Annotated in this window: 17 protein-coding genes, 1 tRNA gene and 2 pseudogenes; 6 read left to right on the top strand and 14 right to left on the bottom strand. The window is 37.9% G+C overall.

What is annotated here, in order from left to right; translation table 11 throughout:
* Positions 1 to 154: 154 nt before the first annotated feature.
* The 14 genes and pseudogenes from IPM92_16725 to IPM92_16790 form a co-directional block, all read right to left on the bottom strand.
* Complete coding sequence (locus IPM92_16725; protein MBK9109960.1) at positions 155 to 1,189, bottom strand: hypothetical protein; 1,035 nt, start codon at positions 1,187 to 1,189, stop codon at positions 155 to 157.
* Complete coding sequence (locus IPM92_16730) at positions 1,186 to 2,721, bottom strand: hypothetical protein (GenBank protein MBK9109961.1); 1,536 nt, start codon at positions 2,719 to 2,721, stop codon at positions 1,186 to 1,188. Before IPM92_16730 ends, IPM92_16725 begins: the two co-directional genes overlap by 4 nt.
* Positions 2,722 to 3,289: 568 nt before the next feature.
* Entirely contained in the window at positions 3,290 to 4,771 is a 1,482-nt protein-coding gene (locus IPM92_16735; GenBank protein ID MBK9109962.1) for a hypothetical protein, read from the bottom strand.
* 159 nt (positions 4,772 to 4,930) lie between these two features.
* Complete coding sequence (locus tag IPM92_16740) at positions 4,931 to 6,082, bottom strand: hypothetical protein (GenBank protein ID MBK9109963.1); 1,152 nt, start codon at positions 6,080 to 6,082, stop codon at positions 4,931 to 4,933.
* Positions 6,083 to 6,701: 619 nt separating this feature from the next.
* Positions 6,702 to 7,829: a histidinol-phosphate aminotransferase family protein gene (locus IPM92_16745; protein ID MBK9109964.1), complete on the bottom strand. Its 1,128-nt coding sequence runs from the start codon at positions 7,827 to 7,829 to the stop codon at positions 6,702 to 6,704.
* Positions 7,830 to 7,842: 13 nt separating this feature from the next.
* Positions 7,843 to 8,673: a hypothetical protein gene (locus IPM92_16750; protein MBK9109965.1), complete on the bottom strand. Its 831-nt coding sequence runs from the start codon at positions 8,671 to 8,673 to the stop codon at positions 7,843 to 7,845.
* 266 nt (positions 8,674 to 8,939) lie between these two features.
* Positions 8,940 to 9,872, bottom strand: coding sequence for an enoyl-CoA hydratase/isomerase family protein (locus tag IPM92_16755; protein MBK9109966.1), 933 nt, complete (start codon positions 9,870 to 9,872; stop codon positions 8,940 to 8,942).
* A gap of 399 nt (positions 9,873 to 10,271) precedes the next feature.
* On the bottom strand, positions 10,272 to 11,018 hold the full coding sequence (locus IPM92_16760) for a response regulator transcription factor (GenBank protein ID MBK9109967.1): 747 nt from the start codon (positions 11,016 to 11,018) through the stop codon (positions 10,272 to 10,274).
* 4 nt (positions 11,019 to 11,022) lie between these two features.
* Complete coding sequence (locus IPM92_16765) at positions 11,023 to 11,349, bottom strand: hypothetical protein (protein ID MBK9109968.1); 327 nt, start codon at positions 11,347 to 11,349, stop codon at positions 11,023 to 11,025.
* A 26-nt stretch (positions 11,350 to 11,375) separates the two neighbouring features.
* Positions 11,376 to 11,594: a histidine kinase gene (locus IPM92_16770; GenBank protein ID MBK9109969.1), complete on the bottom strand. Its 219-nt coding sequence runs from the start codon at positions 11,592 to 11,594 to the stop codon at positions 11,376 to 11,378.
* A gap of 4 nt (positions 11,595 to 11,598) precedes the next feature.
* Positions 11,599 to 12,420, bottom strand: a complete 822-nt coding sequence (locus IPM92_16775) for a hypothetical protein (protein ID MBK9109970.1) — start codon at positions 12,418 to 12,420, stop codon at positions 11,599 to 11,601.
* Positions 12,421 to 12,437: 17 nt separating this feature from the next.
* Positions 12,438 to 13,208: a hypothetical protein gene (locus tag IPM92_16780; GenBank protein ID MBK9109971.1), complete on the bottom strand. Its 771-nt coding sequence runs from the start codon at positions 13,206 to 13,208 to the stop codon at positions 12,438 to 12,440.
* 90 nt (positions 13,209 to 13,298) lie between these two features.
* A complete protein-coding gene (locus IPM92_16785; protein ID MBK9109972.1) occupies positions 13,299 to 14,219 on the bottom strand; it encodes a hypothetical protein in 921 nt (306 codons plus the stop codon).
* A gap of 379 nt (positions 14,220 to 14,598) precedes the next feature.
* Positions 14,599 to 16,816 (bottom strand): annotated as a pseudogene (locus IPM92_16790) (bifunctional (p)ppGpp synthetase/guanosine-3',5'-bis(diphosphate) 3'-pyrophosphohydrolase).
* 193 nt (positions 16,817 to 17,009) lie between these two features.
* On the opposite strand from IPM92_16790, the gene IPM92_16795 reads away from it, so the two are divergent.
* From IPM92_16795 to IPM92_16820, 6 genes and pseudogenes are all read left to right on the top strand, one after another.
* Positions 17,010 to 17,089: transfer RNA gene (locus IPM92_16795), tRNA-Leu, on the top strand.
* 179 nt (positions 17,090 to 17,268) lie between these two features.
* Positions 17,269 to 17,460 (top strand): hypothetical protein, encoded by a 192-nt coding sequence (locus IPM92_16800; protein ID MBK9109973.1) that lies wholly within the window; start codon positions 17,269 to 17,271, stop codon positions 17,458 to 17,460.
* A 148-nt stretch (positions 17,461 to 17,608) separates the two neighbouring features.
* The gene (locus IPM92_16805) at positions 17,609 to 17,779 is read left to right on the top strand and encodes a hypothetical protein (GenBank protein ID MBK9109974.1); all 171 of its coding nucleotides are present in this window, start codon (positions 17,609 to 17,611) and stop codon (positions 17,777 to 17,779) included.
* A 348-nt stretch (positions 17,780 to 18,127) separates the two neighbouring features.
* Positions 18,128 to 18,373 carry a hypothetical protein gene (locus tag IPM92_16810; protein ID MBK9109975.1) on the top strand — a complete coding sequence of 82 codons (246 nt, stop codon included), beginning with the start codon at positions 18,128 to 18,130 and terminating at the stop codon, positions 18,371 to 18,373.
* 207 nt (positions 18,374 to 18,580) lie between these two features.
* Positions 18,581 to 19,267: pseudogene (locus IPM92_16815) on the top strand (ATP-dependent Clp protease proteolytic subunit).
* Positions 19,243 to 19,413 carry a ClpX C4-type zinc finger protein gene (locus IPM92_16820; protein ID MBK9109976.1) on the top strand — a complete coding sequence of 57 codons (171 nt, stop codon included), beginning with the start codon at positions 19,243 to 19,245 and terminating at the stop codon, positions 19,411 to 19,413. Before IPM92_16815 ends, IPM92_16820 begins: the two are co-directional and overlap by 25 nt.
* The last annotated feature ends 118 nt before the right edge of the window (positions 19,414 to 19,531 follow it).

Genomic DNA, 19,531 nt, shown 5'->3' on the forward strand with positions numbered 1-19,531 from the left:
ACATTTGTTAGTAATTGACTGTATACGCCCGTTGCAGTATACAGTTGATGATTGATGATCGCTGAGTCACATGTCGTTTGACTGAGCGTCGCTGTCGTAGGTTTTAAGATGCCGATCTCCAGTTGCAGGATACTATCGCATTGAGCTGCATTCTTTAGGACTTGAGTATAGATTCCGCTTTGGGTGTAAAACTGACCGTTGACTTCAACAGAATCGCATTGTTGGATAGACAGATTTTCTGCACTGCTTTTGTAATTTCAATTTGCAAATTGATGATACTATCACAGTTGTTTACATTGACCAATGTCTGTTTATAATTGCCAGACTGTTTATATACTTGTCGGTTTACTTCAATCGAATCACAGGATTTGTAACTCAGGTCTGCACTGCTGCTTTGTTGTCGCGTAAAATCAATTGTCAGTATACTATCGCATTGGGCTGAATTTTTTAAGACTTGAGTATAGATTCCGCTTTGAGAATATAGCTGCCCGTTCACCCGTACTGAATCACAACTTTTTAATTTTAATGCTTCCGTTGAACTTTTTGATAAATTCAAGCTAATGTCCAGTGTACTATCGCATAAATTTGTATTTTTTAGCAATTGCATATAATTACCGGATTGAAGATAGCTGATTCCGTTAATTTCAGCACTATCACAAGCCGTCCATGTGATCTGACCGGCGGTCTTTGTAAATATATTTAATTCGATTTGCAGGCTACTGTCACAGCCATTGGCACTGCTGAGTGTTTGTGTGTAGATGCCGGACTGGGTATAGGTCGTTCCATTGATTGTGGCTGAATCGCAAGTCGCATGTTTGTATACAGTGGCTTTGCTATTGGGGATATTTATAAATACATTTATCGTGCTGTCGCAGCCATTTGTACTTTGGTGGTTTAAGGGATACTGACCACTGGTTTTATAAGTCTGCCCCAGATACACCACCGAATCGCAGTCAGTCAAATACACACTATCAAAATAGCTTTTGTGTATGCTAAGATCCAAAATTAAAATACTATCGCAGCCAGCTGTGTTGCTCAGTACTTGCTGGTAGGTCCCACTAGAGGTGTATAATTCTCCATTGATCGTTAGTGAGCCGCAAGCTCTGCTTACCAGTCTAACACTGCTGCTTTTGGGTATATCGAGATGTAGATGTAATACACTATCACATCCGTTTGAACTTGTAATCAATTTGTGTAATCTCCTGTATTTGTATATAACTCATTGTTGACTTTTATTGAATCACAGGAGCTGATTCTCAAATCTGTCGAACTGCTTTTGTGAATGACTAGTTCCGTGGCAATGATACTATCGCAGCCGACTTGGTTTTTTAAGTGCTGCGTAAATGTAGCAGATTGCTTATAGTTGGTGCCATTTATCATGATAGAATCACAGCCACTGAGTAGGACATCCGTTTTACTGCTTTTTGCAATGTTGATCTCCAGGTTTAATATACTATCACAGCCAAGTGATGTAAAAAATTGCTGCCGGTAATTGCCCGATTGATAATAGATCTGGCCATTAAACTCAACGGAGTCGCATTCATTGAGATTTATTATCTTCTGTGAACTTTTTTCAATGATGAGATCCAGCTTTATAATACTATCACATTGATTTGCATTTTGCAAGGTCTGCATATATGTTCCGCTTTGATAATAACTCTGGCCATTAATATTTACCGAATCGCATTCCATTTGTTGAACCGAGGACGAACTGCTTTTTGATATATTTAGTTCCGTAAATACCAAACTATCACAGCCAAACACATTGGTCCATAACTGGGTGAAGGTATCGGATTGAGTATAAGTTTTGTTGTTGATGGTGACGGAATCACAATGCCTTAATCGGATACTATCCTGACTTCCCAGCGCTTTGATCTTATTGATCGTATCGCAGAATGTTTTGTTGCACATGGCTATGGCCGTTCCCAGTCGCACTTTGACCTGTACATCTACACAGTATTGGAACTGCACTGAATCAACTAACAGTCGTTCGTCGGTTGACAGGGTCTTTTTCAGCGTATCCGTTTTGCGATACCATTTGTATTCATACTCATAGCTCTCCCCTGCTTCGCAGGGTTTTACAATTTTGATTTTGGGGTTCAATTCTACTTTACCGTTCATGCAGGCAGCTTTCCAGTCGGCTCCAATGTCCACATTCACAGCAGTGAGCCGGATCGAACTATCGCATTTGTAGGGTTCCGTGAATTTTGAGAAGTCGATGATTTCCTGTGTACGGCAAGGCGACCAGCGCCGGCCCATTGCATCTACATAGGGTACATTGTTGCAAGTGATGTAATACACATCCGGAGGTTCGGGTTTGGGCAGCACCCGAAACTCAACAACCGAGTCGTAGGGACAGCAAACGGCATCCGTAAAGGTTTCCCGGTAGATCCCGGATGTTTGAATGAGCTGCGAATGCCAGCGATAAGTGCCGGCAGCGGCAGTTTCAGAACAAAGTGTACGCAGGGTTCCGTTCCGGTCAGCATGGCGACGAACTTTGACCGTCGTACAAACAGGACCCTGCTCCAGACAGATTGCTCCATTGTGTGGATTGCCTACGGTTGCGCTCACACACAATCTAAAATCACCGGCTTGTGGAAAATCCAGTTTGAGATCAGGTTTATTTGTTCCAACTGGCACTCCATCCAGGGTCCATTCAAAATGAGCCGCTTGGCAACCACCAGGATCCACAAAAATGAATAATCGCAATAACCTTCGCATACGGGCTCAATGATGCCGGAAACTTTATTGTTGCTCGGGCTTAATATTAAGTTAGGTGGATTGCCGCCTGAGGTGGTGATGGTGAAGTCGCATTGATCGTCACCATGATCCAATGTTATATAATAAATTTTGCATGCTTGTAAGTTCATTGTATAACTCATTGAGTTATTTTCTTGAATGTATCCTGGCTGACATAAAATTTCTTCATTGCAATGACAATCCCCCCAGAAACCCGGACAAATACCAAAACCAGGGAAATTTGCTATTGGACAATTTCCAACACTTAAAGTAATGGTCACACTTCCACCAGTGCTAATAAAAGCAATCCATGTACGATTATTAGAACTGCCACCAGCGCATCCAGTTTCCAACACGCTTTGAATAAAACTATTTGTTGTACAAGTATATCCGTTTAGCTGATTCAACGAGCAGAATGGAATCGTTTCTTCACAAGTTTCGGAAGGAGGAGGAGTACATTGAGCATAAATCAAAACACTGCAACAAATTAGTATTAAAACCAAACATGGTTTCAAAATCATACATTGAAAGTGTTTTTGAAACAACAGGTTCATTTGATGCAAATAAATTTAAAACTATTGCTATAGGCGAACATAAATTCTACATGCAAAAAACCGAGACCACTCCGTATGGAATTCAATTGCATTGGATTGATCCATTCACTTCCGGAATCAACAATATTGCCATACAAATCTGAAATCCACCAGTTTTGAATATTCTGAATTGGGCCAATTAATTCCAATTCATTTTGGACAAGATTTGTTTTAAGTTTGATATCTAAACTTAACCCATCAAGCTGATTTTTAGTTTGGACTACATGCTGTGGCTTTGTTTTTACCAACAAAGCATCGTGGTGTAAGACCGCACTGGAATTGACATCACTGTACATGGAAGTACCGAACATCAATAAACCCTGGTCTAAAGTTTTTGTCAAACCATAACCACCAAAATCAGTAAAGTAATTTTTTTGACTTGAATTGCCATTTCCCAATCGATTGATAAAATTGAAAGTCTCTTGTTTTCTTATACTTCCATTTGAATCGATGGTAAAAATGGCAAGGTCAGCGCCTCTGGGATCATCTGGGTCGCAATGTCTCACATATGCCCCAACTGATACCCATCGATCGTCATTGAGTAGAACACTGCTAAAACGCTGACTACAATAAGGCTGTTGAATGTATAAATAGGATTGTAAGATATTACCTTTTAAATTAGCAATTAATAATGCTGCGGTATTGCCATAATTCCCTACAAGATAGATGCTGTCATTTTGGACAATAAGATCTCTGATACTTCCAAATACCTCTACGGTTGTTTGAATCCATTTTATTTGTGCTAAACTATCCATTCTGTAAAACTGGAAGCCGTACTTATCGCTTGCAGCCGCAGTACAAATAAAATCTCCATTTGGTAAAGCTTTGATCGCGCGAATGCCGCGATCAATGGTGAATGTCTTTGCATATTGGAATTCCAATGCTTCATCAAAATATAAAAATTCATACCCTGTTGCCAAATCCCATAAGATGGCGATAAACTGTTTATTGGTTAACTGAATCAAATGGCTCAGCAAAAACTGATTGGCCTTTTGAGCTGATATAGGACTTACGCCGTGTTTGATAAATTCACCTTCATTGTTTATTTCAACAAGCATCACATAACGCAATCGACTTATGCTATCCTGAACCTTGACTGCACACACAAATCGATCCTGACCCGTTTGGAGGCAATGATTTCCGATGAATTCTTCGGGAAAGTAACTGGGATGATATGGAAGTCTTTCAGGACGCAATAAATAAGACCCATAGGTAAAATTAGCATTATATTGTAATAATTCACCGCATTCAGAAAATTTCTGAAATACCAGAGCATTGAATATAGAATTACTAGTATTGTATCTGCTAAATCTGGATCCAAAACTGATGATGTTTTTTGTAGAATCCTCCTCAAAAACAATATCAATGTAATCCTGATGGGCTGTATCATTCGATATATACTGAAAACTGCATTGGCTGATTCCAGATTGAGCCTTCATCAGGAATGCCATCAAAGCCAACTTACAATAATAAGTTTACATCTATTGCTTTTCATGTTATGATTTGGGCTTAACAAAACCAAAACCGGATGCAGTATATCTACTAATGTCTTAGAAATAAAATTTGCGCACACTTCACCCGGTTTCAATTCAACTCTTTTACTCCTTAATATTCACCAATTTAACGCTGGTTTGCAAATCTACAAAATTCACAAAGTAAATACCAGACTTAATAGTTCCCGGAAAGACTACGTTTCCTGCAGAAGGATGTGCTGTAAACTTCCACAGGCCATCAAATAATTTTCCGCCTTGCAGATTGTAAATTTCTACATGTTGCTGCTTAGCAAATTGGCTCGCGTCGATCTTACTCAATCGTTGTTCCGAAAATCCACCTCCTGAAAAACATGTTGCCGGCCAGCCACTGGTTTGGTTCAGGTCTTGCGGGTTTTCGATGCAGTAAGTATAATTCGGACAGTTGCGGTAAGCTGTACAAAGAGTGCTTACTGTTGGAGTCGGATCTCCAATAGGATTGTAATTACCACTGGCGGGCGTTGGAGTCCAATAAAGTCCTCTTTGATATCCCGCTGGTAAACAACAGGAGTTGGCAGTAGCCACTATATATATTGGGCGATCTATGTAGGCTTTAATACATAGAACATTTGTATCCAATGTTCTTCTGATGCAACTATAATTTCCACAAGATCGTATTGAATCATATTGCACATAATAAGTCCAATAATTGCAACTCGTCGGATGCACTCGCAATGCCCAGCGCCAACCGCAGGAAATGTAATAATTGCCTCCAGGAGTTGCGCTGAACATACATCCCGTTACAGTCTGCACACTATTAAAATTACAAGTATCCGGAGAAATATAAGTCACCTCCACTTTTGGATTAGAAATATCGTCAACCCGATCCGGGTCAGGATCGCATTTATCTGCATCCACACAACCAATGTAAACAGTCTGAGACACATAACATGACTGACCATTACAAAAATGAACCCACATCGTCACTTTATAATTGCCACCAAAGCAAAAATTATAGGTGAGTGGATTGGCTGTGATGTTAGACGGATCGCAGGGTATACCATAATATCCGCTACTTTCAATATCCCAAGTGATGGAGCAAACCCCTTGCGTTGGAATATTGGGTGTAAAGGTGTATTGGCAGGTCGTAGAATCTCCTGACACAGTAAATGTATATTGGATCGAACATGGAGATTGAGCAAATCCTGATTTGAACAGGAAGAATAAAATTAATATTATTAAAAGAAATTTTTTAAGTGTTAAAATATTTGAGGTTTTCATGTTGTTGTATTTAAAATTTATATAAACTTAAGTCCATTCAATGTTGTTGAAAAAGACTAAGATTATGAACTTCAATACCTTACTAAAGGTAAGTAAAAACTTTGAATTTTAAGCTGATGGGCAATCTAATCACCTCATCAGCCCTAAACAAACGGGCAGTGTAAATTCAATGGGGTCCATAAATTAAATATTAGAAGTGATCCAATTCACTGATGATTTTGAGCGGGTGTCAATCATCTTCCTTTCCGGTTGATATATATATATATATATATATGAGAGGTATGTTTATAGAGTATTTAACATTTTCTTAACAATAGAAATACCCAATTTTGTAGAGATAATTAATCGCATGAAAGTAAGGAGAAAGGAGCATCGATGATGGAGTGTGGATTAGAGAACAGAAAATTGAGAGTGAATTATGTTTGATAATTTACGCCAAACGGCGTGAGAATAATAAGAAAATGAATTGATTTAGAATCCGTTTGGAAAACTGAGTTTGCCTCCTGCGGAGGACAAGTCTTAACCCCCAGGAAGAGTATGTATAATAGGGTTTATTTCTCCATAATCCTCAATTTTCCCTAAATACTCAGCATATGATTCTTCCTATTGTGCTTCAGCATCAATTAACAGTCAAGAGCTGAGCTTGAATACTTTTGGATTGGATTATGTTATCAATGATGTTTTTCAGAATTTCTAAAAACATTTGATTTTCTTTAGGAGTGCCTATAGAAACTCTGAAAGTATTTTCCAACATCGAAAAGTTGTTTGCATTTAATACTTTAATCCCGTTTGAGGCCAGACTCTCAGCAAGTTTTGAGAACAAATCTTCATTATAGACTTTGATCAGCAAAAAGTTGCCCTGAGATGGATAAGCATAAAGTACATTTTTAAATTCATCAGATTGGAGCATTTCATACATCAAGTTTCTTTCTTTGATGATCGCTTTGACTCTTTTGGCAGACAACTCCATAAACTCAGGAGTAAATAACATTTTCCTTGCAAAAATCAGCGAGAAATAGCTAATGGAAAATTGGAGAAATAATTTTTTAAGAGCTGCAGTAGTTTCCGGTGCTGCACATAAATACCCCAAACGCAAACCAGCTACCGGAAATGCCTTTGAAAATGACCTTAGAACAATCAGATTTTTATATTTCATGACTAGCGGTGTATAATCCACATTTCCAAATTCACAATAAACAGCATCAACAATGATCATGGATTCTGGATACAAATTCAATAGAAATTCAAGGTAATTAATATCAAATGAATTTCCAACTGGGTTATTTGGAGACGTAATAATCAATACTGAATTTTTTCCAAGCTCAGGTAGCCTGTCATAAGCATACTCTAATTTATCTGTTAGAAACCATGGTTGATATTGAATGTTGTAAGTCTTACAATGATAATCAAACAAGGAATAGGATGGTTGGGTGATAAAAATACTTTTACGATTCAATGCAAAGTAGTTCAGTAAAGTCGTGATGATAGATGCAGATCCCGGACTTAGGACAATATTCTCACGTTTAAGGCCGCAATAATCTGCAATTTTTGATTCGATATCGCTATGATCAGCGTCCGGATACCTGTTCCAATGAGCAGCCCTGAGTTCATCCAAAACCATTTCCTTCCATTGCAAATCGATATCTATAGTTTGTTCATTTTTATCAAGAAGCAATTTATATTTTTGATTCACATCAGAAATTCTTTGTTTTGCTGCTAATAAATAGTCGTTAAAAAATGATTTCATTACAGATCCAATTTTAGTTTGCATAAATGACTGCTAAGACCGTTTCCTCTTCATAGGTAAATCCAAAAAAGCCTTCCTGGTGGTACTTCATTTTTACACCCAAATGCGATTCCAATGGAAGTTTTAAAACATCCTTAGGTATATTAAACTGGCTTTTTACCAGGCGATCGATCCACTGTGTAGCTTTCTCATGCTTTTCGTATCGATCAGCTTCCTGTTTTCCCAAAATATCTTCGATTTCTCTGCCAAAGAATAATTTGAGTGCATTTTTATCTGTTTCCTCTATTTCCAAATTATCAATCACTTTAAAAATGCTGTAGAAATGATGAAAACATTGTTTGAGTCGTTTCATCAGATCTGGTTCAAAATGGTTGACATTGGGTTCGATCAAAACAAATGCTGCCGGATTTAAGCTCTTGACGCTCTCAATCGTTTTTAGCCTTTGTTCTTCAGACTGAATGTGATGTAAGGCCAAAGATGCATTGACAACAATTTTACCCGGCAATTTGGAAAGTGACGTAAAATCCATTTGTTCAATGTATTCTTGTCTTGCTATAAATTCAACTTCAAAAGAGAGTGCAGTGCTAAACGACATGATGCGCTCTTGCGCTGTTGCCAATGCATTAGAAAAAGGCTCAATGCCCACGACAACCAATTTTTCAAGTTTTTCAGAATGCTTCAATAAATCAAGAATATTCAGAATCTGAGTCCCTTGACCTATCCCTATATCTATAATAGTTGCTTCCCTTTCATTCTGAATTAAATTAGCAATGGCTGTGTTGGTAATTTGCTGACTGTATTTAACAAATGGGAATTTCTCAATAAGTATATTAAATAACTGAATCTGGGGATCTCATAGCATTTTTCGTAGATATTTTCGTCTATTACATTTGAACATATTCGCTTATTGAGCGCTTTAATGATTATAGTGGAAAGCAATTTTTCAGAACTCCGCTCCATTCCTTCCGTACAAAAGGCAAACAATTTTTCCAACTCTTTTTTATTAGAATCCCCATTATTGATAAGGAATCCAGAGAAGAGCTCTTCAAGTTGCGGATAAATATTTGTTGATTGAATGGACACCATAAAATTTGACTTATTAATAAGAATTTATCCAGTGATACATGATTGCTTACTAAGGAATTCCTTATTAGTATTAATATTTATTCTTGTAATGCAATCCGCAGGACGAGGGATTCCATTATTCTGATTAAATACGGGCTTTCGTTTCGAAATAAAAGCGTTGACTCCTTCTGCAAAATCTGGGCTATTTCCTGCACGACATTTTGCTTCTCTTTCTAAAAGAATTTGTGCATCCAAATCGTTATGAGATGAATGAGAAATTAGTTGTTTGGTAAGTTGTAGACTCAGTGCCGGCAATTGCGCCATTTTAGCGACCATCACTCCAAGTTCTGCTTCAAATGTATCCTGGGGGATCACTTTATATATCATACCAATTCTCTCTGCTTCTTGTGCATTCATTTTTTCACCTAACATTAATAATGCTGCTGCTTTTTGAGCTCCGACTTTTCTCGTTAAAAAATAACTTCCCCCACTTCCGGATGTCAATCCTATTTGAGAAAAACCAAAAATAAAACTGGCTTTATCACTGGCTACAACAATATCACATGCCATTGCAAAAACGGCTCCGGCACCTGCAGCTACTCCGTTGACAGCGGCTATTACAGGTTTTGAGGATTTACTGATCTTTAGTACGATCGGATCGTGGTAATTCTTTAATAACTCCTCAACAGTTGGTGGATTTTCATCAAGTAATTCTCCAAGATCCTGTCCTGTACAAAAAGCTTTCTGATTTCCTTTGATCACAATGATCCTTACCTCCTGATCCAATTCAGCTTGATCGAGGTAGGCGGAAATTTGAACCAACATCCCTCTGTGCAAACTATTCATTTTTTCAGCTCTGTTTAAAGTGATGAAAGCACAGTTATTGGAAACTTGATATTGGACGTGCTCGCATGCTTCCTCGCGAAACGACAATTGGTTTGTTTTTTGGCTGGATACGCGGGGTTCAGGTTTGCCCATGAGTTGTAAAAGTGAATTTAAATTCTGAGTTTGATTGTTTGATTGTAAGATCATTTTTTATAAGTTTAGATTTAATTATTTCGTCACAAAATTCGAAAGCATTAAAGAACTTTTGCATCACATAAAAGTGGATAAATGGCAAGCTGCTTCCGGTCCCAAGCAAAGGTCCACACCTTCATTTAAATAAATAAAGGATCAAAAACAAAATAAACACTACTGTGACCAGAAAAAACAGGTCATACCGGTTAATTCCGAGTATCTCCTTTATTCTTTTGATATGATATCTGCAATTCATAAGTCAAAGGTAGGTGGTGCCTCAAGCCTTCCGGCTTATCAATTAGTGAATGGCTTAAATTATGAGTAGTTTACAGGATTCCTTAGTGGAAGGCTGTGCGAAACTTAAAATTTGGCAAAAAGTCGAAAAAATTCGTCCTTTTTACTCCTTGAAATGATGATCTCGGTTTTATCGGGCATCACAATATACCCCCCATCACCCCTTACAAACTTCAAAATGTGATTTACATTCACCAAATACGAGTTGTGCACTCTGAAAAAATCCTTACCGGACAATGTCTCGTCTATTTCTTTAAGGGTTTTAGCAACGAGTATTTTCTTGCCATCAGACATCGCTACGTATGTATAATTGCTTTCTGCCTTGCAATAGGTAATTTGTGAAGTTTGGACAAAAACCAGGCCGTCATCAGTTGATAAGGCAATCCGCTCCACTTGTGTTTTGGGATTTAACAAATTCTGAAATAACAGATCCATTTGTTCTTTGGAGGGCATCGTAAGTTTTTCCTGAAGTCGCTTGATCGTCGCCTGCAAGTCTTCAGGATCTATAGGCTTGAGTAAATAATTTAAAGCCGCATATTTAAAAGCCCGCACTGCAAAATTGTCGTAAGCTGTGGTAAACACAACTTCAAAAGAAATTTCCTTTAAATGTTCAAGCACATCAAATCCGTTCATTTTAGGCATTTCGATATCCAGAAACACCAATTGGGGACGCAACCTGCTTATCGCTTCAATTCCAGATTCGCCTGAGTTACAAGTTGCAAGAATAGCTACGTCGGGACAGTAGGTTTGTAAAAGCCATTCAAGCATTTCAATGCAATTCCTTTCATCATCAATAATAAGCGCCTGAATCATGATTCTATATTGGTATCGTTAATACTACTTTTGTTCCAGAAGGATTTCCCTGTTCGTCAAACAAATCTATAATTTTCTGAGATCCTGCTTTTTCTAAATTCTCGGCAGCTAATTTAAGCCTTTCCTCGGTAAGCTTCATTCCCATGGATTTCCTCGTTGGAGAACTTGTACTTTTATAAGAATCCGCTTTTGCCCTTCCTATTCCATTATCAGCTATTATTATTTCCAGACTATCACCTTGTGAAGAAAGGCTTATGGATAAATGTCCATTTGATTCTTTTGGGAGCAAACCGTGCCAAATTGCATTTTCTACAAAAGGCTGAATGATCAAAGGTGGAATTTCAAGCTGGTCAGTATCTAAATTTTGTCAATATAAATCTCATAACTGAATTTATGGTCAAATCTCAGTGCTTCCATTTCAATATATAATCGAAGTGCTTCCAATTCGTTGGATAATACCACTTGCTTTTGTTCAGAATTATCCAGTATGAGACGCATTAATTTTGCAAATCTGGTGAGATATAGCGAGGACGTCTTCACATCGCTTTTGATAATATAGCGATTAATGGAGTTCAGACAATTAAAAAATAAAGTGGGGGTTCATTTGTGCCCTGAGCGCCTCTATGCGCGATTCCGTTAGTTGTCTGTTAAATTCAGTTTTTATGCGCTCGGTGGCTTCAATTTGTCGAATGCGAAATAAATATAAAGCATAAATCATAAAACTAAAAAACAATGCAGTGATGATAATGAACCAGGTTTTTTTATAAAACGGCGAATCAATATAAACCGGAACCTGAATAGGATCACTCCATTGCCCATCATCTGCCGCTACTCTAACTTTAAAAATATACTGGCCACCATTTAAATTACTATAACTGGCATAACGCCTGATGCCGCAATCTATCCATTCTTTATCCCAACCTTCCAACATGTATGAAAATCGATGATTGGATTGATTTTCGAAATCAATACAAGAAAATTCAATCGAAAAATAATTTTCAGAAGGCGCAAGTTTAAAACTCAATTGATCTGTAAATGGTACTATTCTTTCTTTATTCTGAGCATTGAATTTCTCAATATATACCAAAGGTTGGGAATAATTTCGCGTCAGTGCATCAAAATTTACTTTAGAATATTTTCCCGGCACAGCAAGAAGCAATTTATTTTGGCGGTCCTGAAAAAAACGAATAGATATAGAATTGGGATCCATACCATCATTTTTGTCAAAATGCCTGAAATAATTCGTTTGTGGATTATAAGAATAAACCCCTTTGATTGTTGAAATCCACAAATAGCCAAGATGATCAACACATAATTGATACACTCGATCGTTAGGTAAACCCTTTGATTTATCAAGAACCTCTGCTTTAAAACTTCTTTGATCATATTCAAGATGCAACAATCCGCCGGAATAAACACTTACCCAAGCATTACCGAAGTATCTAAAGACATGGTGGAAAATCCATCTTTGATCTTCTCATGATATACTTCATTGTCGATATAAACAGTGTGCAAATTTTCTTTGTCAAAATAAACGATATCCGTTTTGCTTCCCAGCCAAATTTGACCCTTTGGACTACACTCCATTTTTAAAATGTAGGTTGGCAATTTATATTTATTCAGACTATTGTTTAATCTTGGCGATATTTTCTTTTTCAAAGGATCAAATGTATGCAATCCACCTTTGTTTGTCAGGATCCATAACGTACCATCCTTGTCCTTAATAATCCGGCTAACAATATAATTACTATCTTGCTCTTCCTTTTGAAAAGGATCTACCAGTTTTATAAGTTGCTTTTTAAGCCCCTTAAATTCATATACATCTGTATTTCCAACAACCCAAATATTTCCTTCATCGTCCTGAGTAGCATCAAAAACTTTCATGAATTTTTCTTTTGGCACGCGGCTATAGTCCACCGGATAATTATCAATTTCGCCGGTTTTTTTATTCATTACATTAAAACCATTTCCAAATAATGTCGCAAAATAAATGGAGTGATGACTTGTATCTTCAAATATTTTTGAAAAATGGAATTGATTGGAATATTGGCTATTTTCAATTTTTAATTCATTAAAATTAAATATTTTTGCATGCGGGTTCAATTTAATTAATCCTTCCAGCGCTGCACCATATACGACTCCATTGGGTAATGTGTATAATAAATAAGTAGAATTTAATTGAAATAACAATCGACTAGAATAGGATTCATCCGGAAAGTAGAATTTTTTTCTTTAGTATTAAAAACACCGATACCGCGCGAAGCAATTATGACCCATAATTCATTTTCGCTTTTTCTTTGAATAAAATAAATGGCATAATCGATCTCCTTTCGATTTACAGTCACCGGATCCCGGAAGTAGAAAATTTCTGGTCATCAAATCAAAATAGAACAAGCGACCACCATTGGATGCGAGCCAAAAACCATGATCGCCTTCCAATTCCATCTTAACTAGAAAATCATGTCTATTTTTTGAAGGATCTATCAAATCCTGTGACCAATGTTCAAATTTTTCTGTTCTCTTATCAAAGGTGTATAAGCCGGCGCCAGTGATCAACCAATATAAATTACCATCCTTAGTATATATTTGATAAATTGAATTGGTGGCTTGTTTCTCAATTCCTGAAAATCTTTTTTCCAGGTCCGGTAAATCCCAATGTTTTATTTTTTGGGTCTTGAGGTTCAATAAATTCAAACCATTTGAATTTCCACCAATCCATAAAGTGCTGTCTGCCTCAATTCGCAAAATGGAAAAGCCGTAATTAAATAAATCAGGGTATTCCTTTGCGATATTGTAGTTATTTATAAAACACTGACAATTGTTATCAAACTTACTAATCCCTTTGCCTCTGTAGCTCACCCACAAATCTCCCTTAGGATCTATTGCCAAAAATTGGTTAAAGTCATCAATAAGAGATGTAGAATCACCCTCGATATTTCTAAATATTTTAAAACTTTTTCCATCAAAGCGATTCAGACCATCCCCTGTTCCAATCCATAAAAATCCATACTTGTCTTGCTGGAAGCCATTTATAGATCGATTAGAAATGCCGCAATCGTCTCCTAAGAATTCAAAATTAAAGTCAAGCTCGTTCTGACTGAACAGTCTGTCCATGCCTGAACTTGCCCAAATGAATATAAGCAAACTACAAACCAAAATCCAGTTAACAAGTGGTCGCCGATCCGGAATAAGTAAATTCATATTTCAATGCAATAATACGACCAAAAACACAATAGAATATAGAATTTGGTGGATGGGGTGGTAGTTGTTGGATGATGGTTGATGGTTGATAGTTGATGGTTGATGGATGATGGTTGATAGTTGATGGATGATGGATCGCAGATGATGGATTTTGGAGAATTACTTTTAGGGATTTTTCAATGAATTAACGTTCGTTAGTTAAACGAAAAATATATATCTTTTATGTCACCTAAACAAACTACCTACATTATAAAGCATTAATGGATAAGAGACATCCACAAATAGAGACGAAAATTAACATCTAACAACTAACTCCCGACATCAGCAGGTTCTTGTTAATTTGAAGCATCTTCATGTCGGAATAACAACTAATAACTTCCTACGATTCTTTCTGGGCATCGATGCGTTGCACCGTGCTGATGCCGGGCAGTTGCTCCAATGCTTTAATGATAAGGTTAAGGTGGGCTTTGTTATTTACAATGAGTCCAATCTTTCCTTCAAAGGTGCCCTGATGACCTTGAATACTGAAGGATGTAATATTTACTCCAAGTTTGGTAGAAATATGATGTGTAAGTCTCTCGATGACACCGGGTCCGTCGTCAATTCCTTGTACATTTAAGATGGCGTTGAAGGTATCAGAAGTCATATCTGACCATTCAGCTTTTTAAAATGCGATAGCCATGATTGACCATCATATGCTCAGCATTGGGACAGTTGGCGCGATGAATTCTTACACCACTGCTGGCCGTCACATATGCAAAAATCTCATCCCCATGCAGTGGGTTGCAACAATGTGCAAGACTGTAATGGTATTGTCTACCGGGTTCACCATTGATAAGGATACCTTCTGTTATAGTACTTTCGGGAAACAAAGATCGTTGCTGGAATTCTTTCGCTTCGATCAGTTCTGATTTGCGCTCAGTGAGTTTACCTTTTTCGATATCAAATATTTTCAAACTGTCGGTGCCGTCCAGTTTTTCTTCACCAACAGCCTGATACAAATCAAGACGCGATTTAAATCCTAAAACTTTGACCAGTACATCGATATTATCTTCTGTGTCCAGTTTATTTTTTTAATTTGCGATCCAGAATTTCTTTACCGCTATCTGCCAATTTTTTCTGATCCTCTTTGAGCGCCGCACGGATGCGAGATCTGGCTTTGCCTGTGACGACAATTTCAGCCAATCTTCTGTTGGTTTCTGATTCTTGTTGACAATGACTTGTACCTGATCACCACTTTCCAGAGCTTGCCCCATTGGGACTAATTTATTATTGACTTTAAAGCCGGTGGCGTGACTTCCGACATCGGTGTGAATGCTAAATGCAAAATCCAAAACGGTTGCTCCTTTTGGCAAAACCCGCATTTCTCCTTTTGGAGTATAGATATATACTTCTTCGCCATAAAGATTGGATTTAAAATCATTCAAAAATTCAATTGCATCGTTGTGTGGCGTCTCGAGAACATCGCGAATACTATCGAACCAGTGATCGTACACATTTTGCATACTACCTACTTCTTTGTATTTCCAATGGGCTGCAAATCCCTTTTCTGCGATTTCATCCATTCTGCGCGAACGGATCTGCACTTCGACATATCTGCCACCGGGACCAATCACCGTAGTGTGTAAGGATTCGTATCCGTTTGATTTTGGAGTGTGATCCAATCCTTTAATCTTTCAGGAATTGGCCGATGAACATCCGTAACGATTGAATAGACCAACCAACATGCAGATTTTTCTTTTTCTGGCGGAACTTCCAAAACGATGCGCACCGCAAACAAATCGTAAATTTCTTCGAATGCAACTTTTTTAGTTTTCAATTTGTTGGCAATCGAAGAAATCGCTTTGGGCCTACCGTAAATTTTATATGGAATAAGCAATTGATCCAATTCGTTTCTGAGCGGACGAATAAAATCATTGATGAATTTGTTGCGATCCTTTTGTGTTTGTTTGAGTTTTTCGATGATCTGCCCGTACAATTCGGGTTCTGTTATTTTGAGACACAGATCCATAAACTCCGATTTGATATTGTATAATCCCAATCGATGCGCAAGAGGTGCATAGATATAACTTGTCTCTGCAGCAATTTTAAGTTTGCTTGGTGCGCGACATAATGTCTATCGTACGCAAATTGTGAAGTCTGTCGGCCATTTTGATCAAGATGACCTTACATCATCAAGCAAAGTGGACAATACTTTTAAAATTTTCGGCTTGCGGACTTTCGACATTATAAAGTCCATCAAGTTTGGTTGGCCCATCTACGATTTTGGCAATTTTAGCACCAAATTTTTCTGAACGTCTTTGAGTTCGATAGGCGTATCCTCCACCGTATCGTAACAAAGCGCCAATGACAGCGGTAGGACCCAGACCCATTTCTTCGTAACAAATGCGGGCCACTGGAGTGGATGTGTGATAGGGTTCTCCGATTTTACGACGTTGGCTACCATGGGCTTCCAGCGCAAATTCGAAAGCTTTACGGATGTCCTGGCGATCCTCATCTGCAAGAGGATGTTTGCCCAATGCGCGTAGCAATCGCCTATAGGCGGCACGAATTTGTCGCTGGTCTATTTCCTGCTGAGCAGGGAGGACCTCCTTCATGGGAGCAGTGGATTGCATAGAATTAGAAGACAAATTTAAGTAAAAATATGGTTCATTGCAAAATTTTGCAATCGGAGACATAGTCCTATCTGCTTTATCTATAATTATAAATACATTATAAAATAATTATATATGTATATTTAAGCACTTGATTTCAAGATATCCTCCGATTGTTTAACTTTGCCCCTCTTTTGCGGGCGTGGTGAAACTGGCAGACACGCCAGACTTAGGATCTGGTGCGAGAGGTGTGTGGGTTCGACTCCTCCGCCCGCACTTTTTAAAGGCTAAATCAAAATTCAACTTTAAGCCCTCGAGCTTGTTCTTTCCATTATCAACGATTATCATTCATCTATGCAAATACAATTAGAACCCATCGGTCAGCAGCACCATCATTTGATTATTACTGTCGAACCGTCTGACTACAAACCCATTGTGGAAGAAAACTCAAAACATTGAGAAAAAATGCCCACATCAAAGGCTTCCGTCAAGGCGCAGCACCTGAAGGCATGATCCGAAAACTCTATTCGGAGGATATAAAGGCTGAACAACTCCAAAAGTTGATCAATAAATCCATTGAAGATTATCAAAGAAAAATGAAGTTCATTTTATGGGAGATCTGCTCGAAGTTCCGGAAAAAAAAGTGACCGACGATCAAGAGCATTATCAGTTCACTTATGAAGTTGGCTTGGCACCAAAAGTCGAAACCGCTCAATTTATAAATCAACTAAAAGCCATTAAGATCAGATCGATATTGATGAAAAGAGAATCGACGAGGAAGTTGAACATTTTAGAATGCAATATGCAGACTCTAAAATCGTAGAAGGAAAAGTTGAAAAAGGTGATTTGGTCACCCTTGATGCCGTGGAACTGGAGCATGGGATGATTAAAGAATATGGTTGGTCCAGCAGATTTATGATAATGGTAGATGATACTTTAGAAGAAAGCTTTACAATCACATCATAGATAAAGAATTGGGCCATAGTTTTCATTTCAATATTCAGGAAGTTGAAAAAACCTTCGAAAAGGACATCCGAAAATATTTTTAAAAATACCGGAAGACCAGGATCAGGAAATTGTCGTTTCTAATCATTTCCAGGGCAGTATTTTGAAATCAGTCGCAAACATCCTGCTGAACTCAATGAAGAACTCTATATTAAAGCATTTGACGATACCACTGATATCAGAGACGAACAAGCCTTGGGAGAGATCGTTTCGTGCAGATGTCGAAAATATTTTGACAGCGAAAGCGATAAATATCTGGAGCTCGAACTCGTAAAAGAAATCGTAGAATAACCGGATTGAACTTGCCCGATGCATTTCTGGAAACAGCTCTCCAATTGGCTTTCGAAGAATGGAAAAGGCAAACCAGAAAACACGATCTGGAACATGATTACTTACCACAGAGAGAACACATGTTGGAAACCGATTCGAGATGCCATTACTGTCGAACAAAACTGGAAATCAATTTACAATGACGTCGTCGATGTAGTCATGGAGGAAATGCGCAGTACTACTCCTATTCATCAACTTTCAGAAAGAATGAAAGTCGATTTGTAAAAAGAATCATTGACAACCAAAAAAAAAAAAAAAAAAAAAAAGGAAAAGGCAATGAAATATTATACCTCTGTACAAAATAAAAAGTAATGAAATGGATTCGAAATCATGTAAATCCGACTATCGAGAAAATTAGTTTAGAATCCTTTCGCGAAAAAAATCGTACATTTAAATAGCCATCAACATTAATCAAAAAAAAAAATAAGCAATATGTTTTCACAAGATGAATTTAAGAAATACGTCAAAAACACTATGATTAAGTATGTCTTCCATGCATCTCGATAAACACACGGAATCGACGATATCCACCATTAAAGGGTTTACACCACTGTCATAGAAGAAAGACAAACGAATCGTCGTGGGTATGGATGATCTAGGTCGTTTGATGATGGACCGCATCATCTTCTCATGGGTAACCTTATCAACGACTATGTCGCGAATGTAATTCAGGCAATTATTATTTCTGGATTCGTGATCCAAAAAGATATTCAAATGTACATCAACAGCCCCGGCGGTTCTGTCATCGACGGACTTGGAATTTATGATACCATGCAATATGTGAATCCGGATGTAGCCACAATTTGTACCGGACTCGCAGCATCTATGGAGCCGTGTTGCTGGAGTGCAGGCACAAAGGGAAAGAGAACATGTTTGAAGTATAGCCGCGTCATGATCCATCAGCCATCCGGCGGTATGCAAGGACAATTCAGCGATATGGTGATTTCTTATAAATTGATCAAAGCCATGAAGAGCGAATTGTATGATGTTTTAGCGCAGCACACCGGACAGGATCATGCCAGAATCGAAGCAGATTGTGACCAGGACAATTGGATGTCAGCAGAAGACAAAGCTTATGGCTTGGTGGATGAAGTATTGGTTCGCGCAAAAGCACATTAAAATGGCTAAGAAAAAAGGGGAACGACGTTTTTGAACAACTTTGTATCTTTTGTGGGAAATCTCAGTCTAAAGTTGGCCTGATGATTCAGGGAGATCTCGCATCTATTTGCAGTGAATGTGTAACCCAGGCTTACTGTGGATTATAGAAGATTCAGTCGATGAGAATGGAAATAACAAATCCACATCAAAATTCCAGTTATTTTTTGGTTTTCACAAGATTTATTAAAGATTATCTTGATCTCTATATCATCGGACAAGAAGAAG

Source organism: Saprospiraceae bacterium (genome assembly GCA_016719615.1).
Classification (GTDB): Bacteria; Bacteroidota; Bacteroidia; order Chitinophagales; family Saprospiraceae; genus Vicinibacter.

Coding starts and splice junctions, on each gene's coding strand:
- IPM92_16730 (MBK9109961.1), bottom strand. CDS start 2,721: ATGCGAAGGTTATTGCGATTATTCATTTTTGTGGATCCTGGTGGTTGC.
- IPM92_16735 (MBK9109962.1), bottom strand. CDS start 4,771: ATGAAGGCTCAATCTGGAATCAGCCAATGCAGTTTTCAGTATATATCG.
- IPM92_16740 (MBK9109963.1), bottom strand. CDS start 6,082: ATGAAAACCTCAAATATTTTAACACTTAAAAAATTTCTTTTAATAATA.
- IPM92_16745 (MBK9109964.1), bottom strand. CDS start 7,829: ATGAAATCATTTTTTAACGACTATTTATTAGCAGCAAAACAAAGAATT.
- IPM92_16755 (MBK9109966.1), bottom strand. CDS start 9,872: ATGGGCAAACCTGAACCCCGCGTATCCAGCCAAAAAACAAACCAATTG.
- IPM92_16760 (MBK9109967.1), bottom strand. CDS start 11,018: ATGATTCAGGCGCTTATTATTGATGATGAAAGGAATTGCATTGAAATG.
- IPM92_16785 (MBK9109972.1), bottom strand. CDS start 14,219: ATGAATTTACTTATTCCGGATCGGCGACCACTTGTTAACTGGATTTTG.
- IPM92_16805 (MBK9109974.1), top strand. CDS start 17,609: ATGCAATATGCAGACTCTAAAATCGTAGAAGGAAAAGTTGAAAAAGGT.
- IPM92_16810 (MBK9109975.1), top strand. CDS start 18,128: ATGCATTTCTGGAAACAGCTCTCCAATTGGCTTTCGAAGAATGGAAAA.